This window comes from Mesorhizobium opportunistum WSM2075 (assembly GCF_000176035.2).
In the GTDB taxonomy this organism is placed as follows: domain Bacteria; phylum Pseudomonadota; class Alphaproteobacteria; order Rhizobiales; family Rhizobiaceae; genus Mesorhizobium; species Mesorhizobium opportunistum.
Window position 1 is genome coordinate 4,651,545 of sequence record NC_015675.1, and the last position, 14,397, is coordinate 4,665,941.

A 14,397-nucleotide genomic window follows, 5' to 3' on the forward strand; every position below is an offset into this window, starting at 1 on the left:
GCGAGGCAACACGCATCGATGGTCTCAAGCCCATGAAAATCAGCAGCAATTTCCAGCTGCTCGCCAATGCGCTAGTTCCATAATCTATCTTATGCGACTTTTATCCGTAGCGACGCGGCGCTTGAGCAATTGGAGATGTGGACAGTCCTCGCCTCTGCAGCGCCAACCCAACCAGCGCTTTTCAACCCCAGAGATCGGTCGACAGATATTTCAGCCCTGAATCACAAATCACGACGGCTATGTGCTTCCCTGATTCTTTCCCGGAAAGGAGGCGAAGTGCAGCGGCAACATTGGCACCCGATGAGAACCCGCCGAAAATGCCCTCGCTGCGCGCCAGCAAACGAGCGGTCTGGCGCGCCTCGCCACCGGATATTTGAATGTAGCCATCGACCGGTGCGTTCTTCAGGAAAGCCAGGTCAGGCATTGAATAGCCACCGCCCTGGATCGGATGCTCGGCCTGTGTGATCTTCTCACCCGCGGCGGCGGCGGCACCTTCGGGCTCCACGACAAAGCACTTGATCGAAGGGTTGCGCTCTTTAAGCGCTTTCGTCACTCCCACATAAGTTCCGCCCGAGCCGATGAAGTCCACGAATGCATCGACACCTCCGTGGCTGGCATCCCAAATTTCCGGCCCGGTTTTATGGTAGTGCGCGAGCCAGTTCCCGTCTCGATTGAATTGGTCCGCACGGAACGCGCCGCGCTCCGCCGATACATTCTTGGCAGTCTGTTCAACGAGTGCCAGGTCGCCGCCCGAGACCTGCCCCGGCACTGACCCCGGCAACTGATCGACCAGGATCACGTCCGCACCGAGCGCGCGCATCATTCGGGCACGCTCTTGCGAGTTGCCTTTCGACATCACCGCGACGAATGGGTAGCCCTTGATCGCGCAGACGATGGCAAGGCCCGTGCCCATGTTTCCGGATGTGAGCTCGACGACTGTTTGTCCTGGCTTGAGAACGCCGGAGGCTTCGGCCTCCTCGATTATCCCCAATGCCGCACGATCCTTTTTTGAAAAGCCTGGATTTAGGTACTCCAGCTTGGCAAGGATTGTGCCCTTTACGCCTGCCCGTTCTGTCAACCTGTCGAGTCGAACCAACGGGGTTCCTCCGATCGCGTCAACGACAGAATTCAGAGTCTCGGCCATACCCATCTCTCTCCTGCTCGACGCATCCAATACGTCGCCAATAGGTGGATTGTTTTTTGACAGCGCCCGAGCTTCTCGCCGGGCATGGTCTTTGGCTCCGGGGAAACCTCCACCCGAGACCCTGCTCCAGCCTGGGCCGGCACTTCAACAAACGCTTCTCGTCCGGTTCCGTCAGGTGGCCCCAGCCGCCGAAATGCGCCGATGCACACCATCCAGGCTTTCCGTGAGCGCGTCGAAGACATTGCGGGCCGTGAGTTCTCTCAGAACCTGTTCGTTGATACCGCCACGGGTCGCATAGTCCTGCGCCAGATGCGTGAAGTCGGCGTCGGGCGCCGTCTCCGGAGCGTGTCCCAGCGCCTTGAAGAGCGCCGCGATATAGTCGCGGCCCTTCGTGTCTGGAACACCATGCGCTTCCAGCCAGCGATGAATCGTGTCGAGGTATTTAAAGTATGTGGCATAGGTCGCGGTGACCACGCTCAACGCGTCGAACTCGCTCGAGCTGTCGACCTCGATCACATTCCCCAGTCCGCCCAGCAATGCCCTCACGCCCGGATCAGGCGGGTAAATGATCGTCGCCCCCAACCGATGAGCGATCATCGGCATGGGCAACGCTTTCGTCACGCGGCTCACGGGTGCAGTCAGGCCGATTATTTCCTCACGCGACAGCGTGGCTATCAGGCTGATGAGATGATGGTCGCGCCGAAACCGCAATTCGGGCAACAGTTGATGGGCAATCTGCGGGCGGACCGCCAGCATTACGGTGTCGCACGCATCGAGGACCGCCTGATTGTCGGCCGCGACACGGACATTCGGAAAGCGGGAAGCGAGGTTCGCGGCAATCTCTTCGTTGCGCGGCGACAACACGACCGAAACCGGATTGTCGGCGCCGGATTTGAGCCCGGTGACAATAGCTGCCGTGAGCGCACCTGTGCCAAGGAAGCCAAGTTTCATTTGATGCCCCACGGCGTTGGTTCTCCAGCTGGCCGTCCGCTGGTCACGGCCGCCCCTGCTCCAGTCTGATCCGGTAGCCCAGCGCACCCTTCGCGCCCGGTTCGATCAGCATCAGGCCGGGCTTGTCTGCGAATTCGCCGTCGAAATCGGCCGGGCTTGCCATACCGTGCCAGGGTTCGATGCACAGGAACGGCGCGCCGCCTGGCTTGGACCAGATGCCGAGCTCTTCCATTCCTTGCCATGACATTTCGATCGCCGGACCGTGGTCGGCAGCGTAGCGTACGCTGGCGCTCGCAGGCCGATCCAGGATGACGGCATCGTCATCGAACAGCCGTTCGGACAGTGCAAGCGTCCTGCCCTCGATGGGCGTCGGCTGCGGCGCTGCGATCAGAAGGCCATCCTTCAGGCGGCGTACCGGCGCCGGCTCGTCTTCGGCAAAGGTCAGCCGGTAGTCCGTCTTGGCCAGGTCCGGCAGCAGCGGCCAATTGAAGGCCGGATGCGCCCCGATCGATGCCGGCAACGGCTCGTCACCGGTGTTGCTGATCTCGAAGGTCACGCCAAGCTGGCGGCTATCCAGCGTGTAGGTCACATCAAGGCGAAAGGCGAAGGGATAGCGGGCACGGGTGTCGGCATCGTCGGTGAGCACCAGCGTGCAGGACCGGGAGTTCCGCTGCGCCCATGCGAACGGCTTGTCGCGCGCGAAGCCATGCTGGGTCATCGGATACGTCCGGCCACGATGGCGCAATTGGTCGCCCTTCAGCCGGCCGACGATCGGAAACAGCACCGGTGAATGGCGCCGCCACTCCGGTCCGGCCTGCCACAGGAACTCAAATCCCCGCTCGTCCCGCAGTGAAACCAGTTCGGCGCCCTGCCCGACTATAACAGCCGAGATGCCGTCGCTATGAAGCGTTTGGCTGTCTGCCACATGTCCTCGCACGGTGTTGAAGGCCGGCGGTCAGACTAGCAAAAGCTCCCGGGGACTCAAGCTCCTGGGACGCAAACGAATTGTGGCCGGAGGTTTCCCTCCGGCCACCCTGCATTAAGGGCGATGATCCTCGCCCTTGCCCATAGCGGACGGTGGTTATTCGCGCTCGCCGGTGAAATTCAGCAACAGCTGGAAGATGTTGATGAAGTTCAGGTAGAGCGAGAAGGCGCCGAAGACGGCGAGCTTCTGGCGCGATTCTCCGTCGAAATTCTCGGAATACTGCTCCTTGATCGTCTGCGTGTCCCAGGCGGTCAGGCCGATGAAGACGGCGATGCCGATGACCGAGATGGCGAACTGCAGCGCGGTCGAGCCGAGGAAGATGTTGACGATGCTGGCGATCACCACGCCGATCAGGCCCATGATCAGGAAGGACGAGAACTGCGTCAGGTCACGCCTGGTCGTGTAGCCGTAGAGGCTGGTGGCGCCGAACATGGTGGCGGCGATGAAGAAGGTGCGCGCGATGCTGGTGCCGGTGAAGACCAGGAACACGGAGGCCAGCGACAGGCCCATCACCGCGCAGAAGGCCCAGAACATCATCTGCGCGCTTGCCGCCGACATGGTCTGCATCTTGAACGAAAACAGCATCACGAAGGCCAGCGGCGCCAGCATCACCACCCATTTCAGCGGGCTGGAGAAGATCGGCACGTAGAGCGCCGGCGTCGACGACACCATGAAGGCGACGAGGCCAGTGACCACGAGGCCAAGGCCCATATAGTTGTAGACGCGCAGCATATGCTGGCGCAGGCCCTCGTCGAAGGCGGCTCCGGTTTGGGCGCCGGTACCGACGCGATATCCCAGATTGGGCGTATTCATTTGAGTTCTCCTTTGTGGATCGGTCAGTAAAGCGTTCTGGCGAGCATCTCGGCGGCACGGTCGAGGTCGTGGACGTCGCTTTTCGCGACCACCGCGTAAGCGACCTCGCCGATCTGGAAATAGGCCGAGGCAATGTCGCCCGAGGGCGCGACGGTCGGCTTGACGACATCGAAGGTTCCCGGCCGGATGGCGAACAGCGACACCAGTCCCATATCGCCGGTATCGACAGCCATCTCGACACTTGGACCGAAGCGCGACGGATAGATCTGCACGTCGCGCACTTTCCAGTCCTTGGGCAGCGACGGCATGACAATGGCGGTCGCGGCGCGGATCTCGCCGGCGTCGTAATTGGGCGCCTCGGGCTGCGAGGGCATGGTTTCGCGCACCAGCGTCGTCCTGTGCGCCCGCACCGCCTCTTCGACATAGGCCGGCGGCTGCGGCGAAGCGACGACCTTGGTCACCGACATCGGGCCGACAATGCCGTTTGCCAGCCAGCCGGCGGCGACGAAGGCAGCCACCGCCGCCGCACGCTGCAGCACGCCGAAGATGCGCCCTCGGGCAAGCCCCCTCTCCAGCCGCCGCGCGGCGTCAGCGGTCGCCGGCCGCGCCATGCCCTTGGAGCCGGCAAGCGCCACGCGCAGCTCGTCGCGGGTCCGCAGATCAGACATCACGCGCGCCGCCGCTTCCGGACGGGCCGACAGAAAAGCCTCGACCTCGATGCGGCGCGTGACGTCGATCTGGTCGTCGACATAAGCGTCGAGATCGATGTCGGTGACGGGGTCGACTGCAGCGGTCGTCATGACTCGCCTCCCACGATCCTGAGATGATTTTTGCCGCGCGCCGGGGCTGCGTCTTCCATCTGACGAAGTGCTGCCCGGGCCCTGCCGATACGCGACATCAGCGTTCCCAGCGGCACACCGATGGCATCGGCCGCCTGTTGATAGGAAAGGCCCTCGATGGCGACCAGATGCAGCGCCGAACGCTGCTCTTCCGGCAAACTGAAAAAAGCGTCGCGCACTTGCGCCAGGCGCACCGAATGCTCCTGCGGCGCCGGCGTGCTGCCGTCGGCCAGATATCCTGCCTGTTCGATGCGCGCGGCTTCCGAGCGACGCGAGCGCATGCGGTCGATGAACGTGTTGTGGACGATCGACAGCAGCCAGGCGCGCAAATTGCCGCCGGAGCGGAACGTGCCGCGCCGCTCATAGGCGCGCACCAGCGCGTCATGCACCAGATCCTCGGCGTCCGCGCCGTCGCGCGTCAGCGAACGGGCGTAGCGCCGCAGCGAGCCGAGCTGTCCTATGATGTCAAAGCGTGGCATCGACCGTTTCATGCCCTGTTTACGGAGCATGTGGGGATTTTAATCCGGTCCCTGCCAATTTTTTCGCTGGGTCCGCCTGGGGTATCGTTCTCGGCGGCCCTCGCCTCACCGGCAAAACCGGGCAACCGTCCTGTTTGTCCGATGCCGATCTCGCGGCGCAACAAGTGGCATCGCCAAATGTCGCTTTTGCCTTTGTTTTAACCGAAACCGCTGGTGAAGCGGGCTCGATTTCAGTATCACTCCGCCGCGCCAACGGAACCATAATGATGTTCGAAGACCTGCAGCCCGCTCCCGCCGACAAGATCCTTGCCCTGATCGGCCTCTATCGCGCCGATCCGCGCCCCAACAAGGTCGACCTCGGCGTTGGCGTCTACAAGGATCGCGACGGCAAGACGCCGGTGATGCGTGCTGTGCGTGAGGCGGAAAAGCGCCTCCTGAACAGCCAGGATACCAAGACCTATCTCGGCCTTGCCGGCGATACCGGCTTCAACACGGTGATGGCCAAGCTCGCCTTCGGCCCCGGCGCGGACATGACGCGCATCCGCGCGGCGCAGGCGCCGGGCGGCTCAGGTGCGCTGCGGCTGGTGGCGGAATTGCTCAAGCGGACGCGTTCGGATGCAACGGTCTGGCTGTCGGATCCGACCTGGCCAAACCATATGCCGGTGATGCGCGCCGCCGGCCTGCAGATCCGTGAATACCCCTATTTCGATGCCGGGACAGGCACTGTGCGCTTCGACGACATGCTGGCGGCGCTGCGGACGGCCAAAAGCGGCGACGTGGTGCTGCTGCATGGCTGCTGCCACAATCCGACCGGCGCCAATCTGGACGCGGCCCAGTGGGAGGCCGTCACCGGCCTGGTCGTCGAGCGCGGCCTGCTGCCGTTCGTCGACATCGCCTATCAGGGCTTTGGCGATGGCCTCGAGGCCGACGCGCTGGGCTTGCGGCTGCTGGCCGCTAAGGTTCCGGAAATGGTCGTCGCGTCGAGTTGCTCGAAGAACTTTGCCGTTTACCGCGACCGCGTCGGCGCGGCGATGATCCTGGCCAAGGACGGCGCCCAGGCCGATGTGGCGATGAGCCAGATGCTGTCGGCAGCGCGCGCCATGTATTCGATGCCGCCGGACCACGGAGCCGCGGCGGTGCGCATCGTGCTGGAGGACGCCGATTTGCGCGCCGACTGGGAAGCCGAGCTCGAAGAGATGCGCCTGCGCATGCTGAGGCTGCGTGTCCAGTTCGCCGAGGCGCTGCGCCGGCAGTCCAACTCCGACCGCTTCGACTTCGTCGCCAGCCATCGCGGCATGTTCTCGCGGCTTGGCCTCACGGAAGCGCAGGTCGAGCGGCTGCGTGCCGAGCATGGCATCTACATGGTCGGCGACAGCCGCATCAATGTCGCCGGGCTGCCCGAGGACAGCATGGACGACCTCGCCAAGGCGATCGTTTCCGTGCTCGACTGAAGCGGCTCAGCTGTGGACAAGGCGCCCTCGCCGACTGACGGCGTTGGCCGCGCGACCGGCGGCGGGTTAGCATCCGCTAGAATGGTTCTGCGTTTCACGAAAACACAGAACCGTTCTAGCTCTCCGTTTTGACGCAATTCCGGACGGAAAACCGTTTCACACTTTTCCTGGAATAGCTCTAGATGACGCCATCGAAAGACATTTCACGCCTGATCGAGATCATGGCGGCGCTGCGCGCGCCGAAGACCGGCTGTCCGTGGGACATCGAGCAGGATTTCGCGACCATCGCCCCCTATACGATCGAGGAAGCCTATGAGGTGGCGGATGCCATCGCGCGGGGCGACCTCGACGATCTGCGCGACGAGCTCGGCGATCTCCTGCTGCAGGTCGTCTACCACGCACAGATGGCCGAGGAGACCGGCGCGTTCGCCTTTCCGGATGTGGTCCAGGCGATCACAACCAAGATGATCCGCCGCCATCCGCATGTCTTCGGCGACGAGAGGGCCCGCAGCGCCGGCATGGCAAAGGGCATGTGGGAGAAGATCAAGGCGCAGGAGAAGGCTGAGAAACGAGACGCCCGCCTGGCGCGCGGCCTCGACCCGGAAGACAATGGCAGAGGGTTCCTGGACAGCGTTCCGGTCGCCCTGCCCGCGCTGACGCGGGCGCTGAAGCTTCAGGAGAAGGCTGCCCGTGTCGGCTTCGACTGGAGCGAGGCAGCGCCCATCCTCGACAAGATCGAGGAAGAGATCGGCGAGCTGCGCGAGGCGCTGGCCAAGGGCGATACGGCGTCGATCAAGGACGAGTTCGGCGACATGCTGTTCGCGGTCGTCAATCTCGGCCGTCACCTCAAGCTCGATTCGGAAGCCGCGCTCAGCGGCACCAACGAAAAATTCCGGTCGCGCTTCCACTATGTCGAGCAGGCCCTGGAGAAATCCGGCAGCACGCTGGAGAAGGCGACCCTGCCCGAGATGGAAGCGCTCTGGCAGGAAGCAAAAAGCGTGAAATGAGCCTATAGAGGTAATTCCAGACGGAAAACCGTTCTACACTTTTCCTGGAATTACTGGGGGCTAGCCGTTGTTTTTGCGGCGCAATCGGCTTTCGATCTCTTCGCGGGCGCTGTGCGTGGCCTTGAGCGAGATGGTGGCGCTGCCGTCTTCATTGTCGGTTCGCGAGACGATATCGCCATTGCGGTAGAGCCAGTCGACAAGACCGAACTGCGCCGGCTCGATCGTCACCGTCAGGTCCTCCAGCTCGCCTGCCATCCGGGTCTCGATGATCGCCTTCAGCGCATCGATACCCTCGCCGGTCACGGCCGATACGGCGATCGGCGGGCCCTTGCTGCCGGCAGCGCCGCCCTTTGCCATATCGGGCGCCAGCAGCCGGCTCCTGTTGCCTTCGTCGAGCTGGTCGATCTTGTTCCAGACCTCGATGACGCGCTTTGCGTCACCGGCATCGACACCGAGGTCGGCCAGGATGCGCTCGACGTCCTCGGCCTGCGCCGCCGTGTCGGGGTCCGAAATATCGCGCAGATGGATGACGAGATCGGCCTCGACCACCTCTTCCAGCGTGGCGCGGAAAGCCGCGATCAGATGCGTCGGCAGGTCCGAAATAAAGCCGACCGTGTCCGAGAGGATGATCGGAGTGCCATGCGGCAGGCGCACGCGGCGAAGCGTCGGGTCGAGCGTGGCGAACAGCATGTCCTGCGCCAGCACGTCCGCGCCGGTCAGCCTGTTGAACAGCGTCGACTTGCCGGCATTGGTGTAGCCGACGATCGCCACCACCGGGAACGGCACCTTCTTGCGCTTGGCGCGGTGCAGGTCGCGCGTGCGGCGCACGGTCTCCAGCTCGTGCTTGAGCTTGATGATCTTTTCCTGCAACTGCCGCCGGTCGGATTCGATCTGGGTTTCGCCGGGACCGCCGAGGAAGCCGGCGCCGCCGCGCTGGCGCTCAAGGTGGGTCCAGCTGCGAACGAGGCGACCCTTCTGGTAGTTGAGATGGGCAAGTTCGACCTGCAGCGTGCCTTCCTTGGTGCGGGCACGCTCGCCGAAGATTTCGAGGATCAGCCCGGTGCGATCCAGCACCTTGGCGTTCAGCTCTTTCTCGAGGTTGCGCTGCTGCACCGGCGTCAGTGGGTGGTCGACGATGACCAGCTCCGCGTGGCGCTCCTTGACGATTTCGGCGAACTCCTCGACCTTGCCACTGCCGAGCAAGGTCGCCGGCCGCGGGTCGTTGACGGTCACGACCGCCGTATGGACCGGATCGAGGTTGATGGCGCGGGCGAGGCCGACCGCCTCGTCATGGCGCGCATCGGCCGAACGCGTCAGCCGCGGACGATTGGTCTCGTCGTCGCCGCGAGGCTGGCGGGTAAGCACCGGCACAATGACGACGGCCCGGGTCGGACCGTCGGCTTCCGTCCCGGGATGATGGGTTGGTTTTCCGCGAACGGTGGCGTCCGCGTCCTTCTCACGTGCCAATCAGGCGCCCTGGCTTTCCTCGCCATCGAACATTTGAACCGGCTGGCTCGGCATGATCGTGGAAATGGCGTGTTTGTAGACGAGCTGGGAGTGACCGTCACGGCGCAGCAACACACAAAAATTGTCGAACGAAGTGACCACGCCGGTCAGCTTCACGCCGTTGATGAGGAAGATGGTGAGCGGGTTCTTGCTCTTGCGAACTGAATTCAGGAACAGGTCCTGAAGGTTTTGCGATCGTTCCGCCATTGTTCTTGTCTTTCGCCGATCCCCTTCGGTTTGCAGCCAATGCGCCAAATTAGCCGGCACATGTCAAGCACGCAAACACCGTCTTGCCGTCAGTAACGACAAGCAGAACGAGATATATTGATGTTCATTCCACCTGAGCGGTTATCAGGCTGGACTTTTTTCCGCAACGTCAAAAAAGGCCTGCCGCAACGAAAGTGTTATTGAGCCGGGGTGGCCGTTGGCGATCGGATCGCCGTCAATGGCCACGACAGGCATGGCAATCGTCGTCGCGGAGCTGATGAACGCCTCGCGTGCCGCCTTGGCCTCGGCGATGGAAAAGCCGCGCTCCTCAATCTTCAAACCGAGCTTTGCCGCCACTTCGAACATGGTGGTGCGGGTGATGCCGCGCAGGATGCCGTGGTCGGCCGGCCTGGTGACCAGGACGCCGTCCCTGGTGACGATCCAGGCGTTCGACGAGCCGCCTTCCTTGACGTTGCCGTCGGCATCCACGAACCAGGCTTCCTGCGCACCGGCCTCCTTGGCCTTCTGCTTGGCCAGCACGTTGGGCAACAGCCCGACGCTCTTGATGTCGACGCGGTCCCAGCGATTCTCCGGCACGGTGATGACGGCGATACCGCTGTCGGCCCGTTTTGCGCCGGCGGCCGGGTCCGCCTTCCTGGCGGTCACCACCAAAGCCGGCTTGGTGTCCGCCGAAGGAAAGACAAAATCGCGGCTGGCGACGCCGCGCGTCACCTGGACATAGACCAAGCCGTTGACGACATGATTGCGGTTGACCACCTCGCGCAGGATCAGCGGCAGCACGTTGCGCGTGACCGGCCAGGCGATCGACAGCTCGGTCAGCGAGCGGTTGAGCCGGGCAAGGTGGCGCGGCATGTCGACGATGAAGCCGCGCGCCACCTCGCAGACCTCGTAGACACCGTCGGCGAATTGATAGCCACGGTCCTCGATATGCACGGAAGCGTCCGCGTGGGCGACATAGCGCCCGTTGACATAGGCAATGCGCGGCATTGGGGACCCCTGGGATAACTCTCGGGCTTCTGGAAACCGTTTGGAAATTCTACTCCGGCGGCGATCTGACGGCGTTTTCTGCGCTACCGTTGCTCACGGACCAAATGTCCGCTGCGCTACGGTTCTCGAAACCGCCACCATGTGACTCGCCAGAGCGAATTTCGAAACGGTTTCTTATGCGATTCCGGCGTCGCCGTAACCGGCAAATGCTTGGCCCAGGCGCGACTGAATGGACGTCGTTCGTCAGACGCCCAGCGATTTCAGCTTGCGGTGCAAGGCGGAGCGCTCCATGCCGATGAATTCGGCGGTCTTCGAGATGTTGCCGCCAAAGCGGTTGATCTGCGCGATCAGATAGTCCTTCTCGAACTGTTCGCGAGCCTCGCGCAGCGGCAACGCCATGATGTGTTGGTCGGACTGATTCGGCGTGCGCGGCATGACATCGCCGATCTCGGCGGGCAAAAGGTCAGCGGTGATCGGCGCATCGATATTGTCGCCGCGCGCCAGGATCATCAAACGCTCGACATTGTTGCGCAGCTGCCGGACGTTGCCCGGCCAGTTGTGCGCCTGCAGCACGGCCAGCGCGTCGTCGCCGATGCGGCGCGGCTTGATGCCGGCCTGGCGTGCGATCTGCTTCATGAAATTGTCGACCAGATAGGGAATATCCTCGCGCCTCTCGGCCAGCCCCGGCACCATGACCGGAACCACCGCCAGGCGATGATAGAGATCCTCGCGGAAGCGGCCATCGGCGATCATCGCCTCGAGGTTCTGCGAGGTCGAGGAAATGATGCGCACATCGACCTTGACCCGCTTGGTGCCCCCTACCCGCTCGAACTGCTGCTCGACCAGCACGCGCAGGATCTTGTTCTGCGTCTCGCGCGGCATGTCGGCCACTTCGTCGATGTAGAGGATGCCGCGATGGGCCTCCTCGAGCGCGCCGACCTTGCGTTCGACACCGTTCGATTCGGTGCCGAACAGCTCGATCTCCATGCGTTCGGGCGTGATGTTGGCGGCGCTCAGCGTCACGAACGGTGCGCCCTTGCGCGCCGACAGCGTGTGGATGGCGCGCGCGGCCAGTTCCTTGCCCGAGCCCGAGGGGCCGATGATCATGACGCGGCTGTTGGTCGGCGCGACGCGCTCTATGGTCTGGCGCAGCTGGCTCATCGCCGATGACATGCCGATCAGGTCGAAGGTTTCGCCGCTGCGCAGCTTGAGGTCCGAAACCTCGCGCCGCAATTTCGAGGTCTCGAGCGCACGCTCGGCAATGAGGATCAGCCTGTCGGCCTTGAACGGCTTCTCGATGAAGTCATACGCGCCGCGGCGGATGGCGGAGACCGCCGTTTCGATGTTGCCGTGGCCGGAGATCATCACCACTGGCAGGGTGGGATGCATGGTCTTGATTTCGTCGAGCAGCGCCAGCCCGTCCAGACGCGAGCCCTGCAGCCAGATGTCGAGGAAAATCAGCCTCGGCGCGCGATCAGCTATGGCAGCCAGCGCGCTGTCGGCATCGAATGCCGTACGGGTTTCGTGACCTTCGTCGCTCAGGATGCCTGCGACGAGCTCGCGGATGTCTTCCTCGTCATCGACGATGAGAATATCAGACGCCATTACCGACCTTTTCAGTTTCTCTTTCGTGTTCCGTCCTGGCTTCACCACGCGATGGCGCGGCCGCGGCGGGCGGCAGGATGATGCTGATCATCGCGCCACGCCCGCCATGGAAGTCCGCAGGCGCATCATGGAGTTCCAGCTTGCCGCCATGGTCCTCCACGATCTTCTTGACGATAGCGAGACCAAGCCCGGTGCCCTTCTCGCGTGTGGTCATATAGGGCTCGAGCAGTCGTTGGCGATTCTCGCGCGGCAGGCCTTTGCCATTGTCGATGACGTCGATTCTGATCGCGCCATTCTGACGCCCGGCTTGAATCCGGATTATGCCGTGCGAACCGTCCGTTTGTTCCGATCCGTCGATCGCCTCGGCGGCATTCTTGATCACATTGCCGAAAGCCTGCGCCATCAGCCGGCTGTCGAAAGTGCCCTTGAGCGGCTCATTGCCGAAGATCCGCTCGAAGGTGATGTCGGCGCGGCTGACTTCGACCAGGAACGAGGCCTCGCGCAGCGATTCGCGCAAATCAATGGCCTTCATCTCGGGTTTGGGCATGCGCGCGAAAGCCGAGAATTCGTCGACCATGCGGCCGATGTCCTCGACCTGCCGGATGATGGTGTCGGTGCACTGGTCGAAAACCTCGCGGTCCTCGGTGATGACCTTGCCGTAGCGGCGCTTGATGCGCTCGGCGGAAAGCTGGATGGGCGTCAGCGGGTTCTTGATCTCGTGGGCGATGCGCCGCGCCACGTCGGCCCAGGCGGAAGAACGCTGCGCCTGCACGAGGTCGGTGATGTCGTCGACCGTCACGACGTAGGACTTCTCCTCCGAGCCGTCGTCGCCAGCCTCGACGGTGATCTGCACGTTGAAGGTGCGCTCGGTGCCGGCGCGGAAGAATGTCACCTGTTCGCGATAGACCGGCTTGCCCGACTGGCGGCCGATCTCGAAGACGCGGCCGACATGCGGCAGAATGGCGGAGAGGTTTTGTCCCAGTGCGGCGCTGGCGGAGATGGCCAGCATCGATTCGGCCGAACGGTTGACGATGGTGACGATGCCGAAGGGATCGACGCCGATGACCCCGGCGGTGACGCCGGCCAGCACCGCTTCCGAAAAGCGCCTCCGCTCGTCGATCAGGTCCTTTGCCGACAGGATCTCGTTGCGCTGCGATTTCAATTCCAGCAGCATCTTGTTGAAGGTGTCGCCAAGTGAGGCGACATCGCCATCCGAGGGCCTGACGGCAACCGCGACGTCGAGATTGCCGGTCGCCACCTCGTCGGCGGCACCGATGAGCTGGCGGATGGGGCGCACCAGACGGTCGGCGACGGCAATACCGGTCCAGATCGCGGACAGGATGATGATCAGCGTCAGCGACAGGTAAGGCAGCGCGAAAGCCACCTGCGAGGTGCGCCTGTTGTCCTCGAGATTGCGATACTCGTCCGTATTGGACCTGACGATCTGCCTCGCCTTGATCACCTCGGGGTCGACCAAGCGGATGGTGTAGAGGTACATGCCCTCGATCTCACGCAGCTTGACGATGGCGCCCATGATGTTGCGGGTGCGCGGCTCGATCAGCACCGGCCTGCCGTCGGTGGCGCCGCTGACGGAGCCTTCGGGCGGTTCCGGCATGGCGAAATCGGCATCGGTCTTGGCGCTCATGACGAACGAGCCGTCGGACCTGATCAGCGCCGCATGCGCCAGCGAGCGGCCCACGGCCTCCTTGCTCATGAGGTCGAGAAAGCCCGTGCGATCAAGGCCGTAGAGCGTACGCGACGCATCGAGGTCATAGGCCATCGACAGTGTCGTGCCCTGCAGATTGCGGGCATTCTCCTGGACATAGGCATCGGCGATCGACAGCGAGGAATTGACGATGGTCTTGGTGCGGATCTCGAACCAGCGATCAAGGCCGATATCGAGCGTGATCGAGGCGATGATCGCCACCATGATGGCCGGAATGGCGGCGACGAGCGCGAACATGGCGACGATACGCACATGCAGCCGCGAGGCCGCCTTGCCATGCCGGCGCGCCATGACGATGCGATGCACCTCGCGTGCAACCAACGCGATGAGGAAGAGCACGAAGACCGCGTTGAGCGCGATCAGCGCCCAGGTCGTCCTGGCATCGGGTGCGATCGGCGTCGCGCCGACCAGGATGGTGAAGGAGATGGCCGCCATGATCAGCGCGCCGACGACCGCCACCACGCCGGGCAGCGCCAGCAAGCGACGTCCGTCGCGCGTGCCATGTTCGCTGAAAAGCGGCTTGTTGAGGTTCGGTGCCTGCGGAGTCATGTCGCCGTATGGAGCCAATGATTGCGTCCGATCTATGCAACGCATTGTGGCGATTATGCAACAAGTGTGACAACGACGGGAATCTTTCGCCGTTCCGTCCCCTGAAAAGACCGCGTCAGACCAGCGC

At 63.2% G+C, this 14,397-nt stretch carries 13 protein-coding genes; 2 read left to right on the top strand and 11 right to left on the bottom strand.

Annotated elements, in window-relative coordinates:
- Positions 1-181 precede the first annotated feature (181 nt).
- The 6 genes from MESOP_RS22360 to MESOP_RS22385 form a co-directional block, all read right to left on the bottom strand.
- Positions 182-1,144 carry a PLP-dependent cysteine synthase family protein gene (locus MESOP_RS22360; protein WP_013895618.1) on the bottom strand — a complete coding sequence of 321 codons (963 nt, stop codon included), beginning with the start codon at positions 1,142-1,144 and terminating at the stop codon, positions 182-184.
- 171 nt (positions 1,145-1,315) lie between these two features.
- A complete protein-coding gene (locus MESOP_RS22365; RefSeq protein ID WP_041164233.1) occupies positions 1,316-2,095 on the bottom strand; it encodes a pyrroline-5-carboxylate reductase in 780 nt (259 codons plus the stop codon).
- A 43-nt stretch (positions 2,096-2,138) separates the two neighbouring features.
- Positions 2,139-3,020 carry an aldose 1-epimerase family protein gene (locus tag MESOP_RS22370; RefSeq protein WP_013895620.1) on the bottom strand — a complete coding sequence of 294 codons (882 nt, stop codon included), beginning with the start codon at positions 3,018-3,020 and terminating at the stop codon, positions 2,139-2,141.
- Between the two features lie 156 nt (positions 3,021-3,176).
- On the bottom strand, positions 3,177-3,893 hold the full coding sequence (locus tag MESOP_RS22375; protein WP_013895621.1) for a Bax inhibitor-1/YccA family protein: 717 nt from the start codon (positions 3,891-3,893) through the stop codon (positions 3,177-3,179).
- Positions 3,894-3,916: 23 nt separating this feature from the next.
- A complete protein-coding gene (locus MESOP_RS22380; protein ID WP_013895622.1) occupies positions 3,917-4,693 on the bottom strand; it encodes an anti-sigma factor family protein in 777 nt (258 codons plus the stop codon).
- Positions 4,690-5,223 carry a sigma-70 family RNA polymerase sigma factor gene (locus MESOP_RS22385; protein ID WP_041164234.1) on the bottom strand — a complete coding sequence of 178 codons (534 nt, stop codon included), beginning with the start codon at positions 5,221-5,223 and terminating at the stop codon, positions 4,690-4,692. Before MESOP_RS22385 ends, MESOP_RS22380 begins: the two co-directional genes overlap by 4 nt.
- A 254-nt stretch (positions 5,224-5,477) precedes the next feature.
- On the opposite strand from MESOP_RS22385, the gene MESOP_RS22390 reads away from it, so the two are divergent.
- Positions 5,478-6,662, top strand: a complete 1,185-nt coding sequence (locus tag MESOP_RS22390) for an amino acid aminotransferase (RefSeq protein WP_041164955.1) — start codon at positions 5,478-5,480, stop codon at positions 6,660-6,662.
- 182 nt (positions 6,663-6,844) lie between these two features.
- A complete protein-coding gene (gene mazG / locus MESOP_RS22395) occupies positions 6,845-7,669 on the top strand; it encodes a nucleoside triphosphate pyrophosphohydrolase (protein ID WP_013895625.1) in 825 nt (274 codons plus the stop codon).
- 60 nt (positions 7,670-7,729) lie between these two features.
- Here the strand turns inward: mazG and hflX are convergent, their stop codons facing one another.
- From hflX to MESOP_RS22420, 5 genes are all read right to left on the bottom strand, one after another.
- Positions 7,730-9,136, bottom strand: a complete 1,407-nt coding sequence (gene hflX, locus MESOP_RS22400; RefSeq protein WP_013895626.1) for a GTPase HflX — start codon at positions 9,134-9,136, stop codon at positions 7,730-7,732.
- Complete coding sequence (gene hfq / locus MESOP_RS22405; protein ID WP_006202172.1) at positions 9,137-9,382, bottom strand: RNA chaperone Hfq; 246 nt, start codon at positions 9,380-9,382, stop codon at positions 9,137-9,139.
- A gap of 144 nt (positions 9,383-9,526) precedes the next feature.
- Positions 9,527-10,390: a D-amino-acid transaminase gene (locus MESOP_RS22410; protein ID WP_013895627.1), complete on the bottom strand. Its 864-nt coding sequence runs from the start codon at positions 10,388-10,390 to the stop codon at positions 9,527-9,529.
- A 243-nt stretch (positions 10,391-10,633) separates the two neighbouring features.
- Entirely contained in the window at positions 10,634-11,995 is a 1,362-nt protein-coding gene (gene ntrX / locus MESOP_RS22415) for a nitrogen assimilation response regulator NtrX (RefSeq protein ID WP_013895628.1), read from the bottom strand.
- Positions 11,985-14,315 (bottom strand): sensor histidine kinase NtrY-like, encoded by a 2,331-nt coding sequence (locus MESOP_RS22420; RefSeq protein ID WP_425339696.1) that lies wholly within the window; start codon positions 14,313-14,315, stop codon positions 11,985-11,987. Before MESOP_RS22420 ends, ntrX begins: the two co-directional genes overlap by 11 nt.
- Positions 14,316-14,397 lie beyond the last annotated feature (82 nt).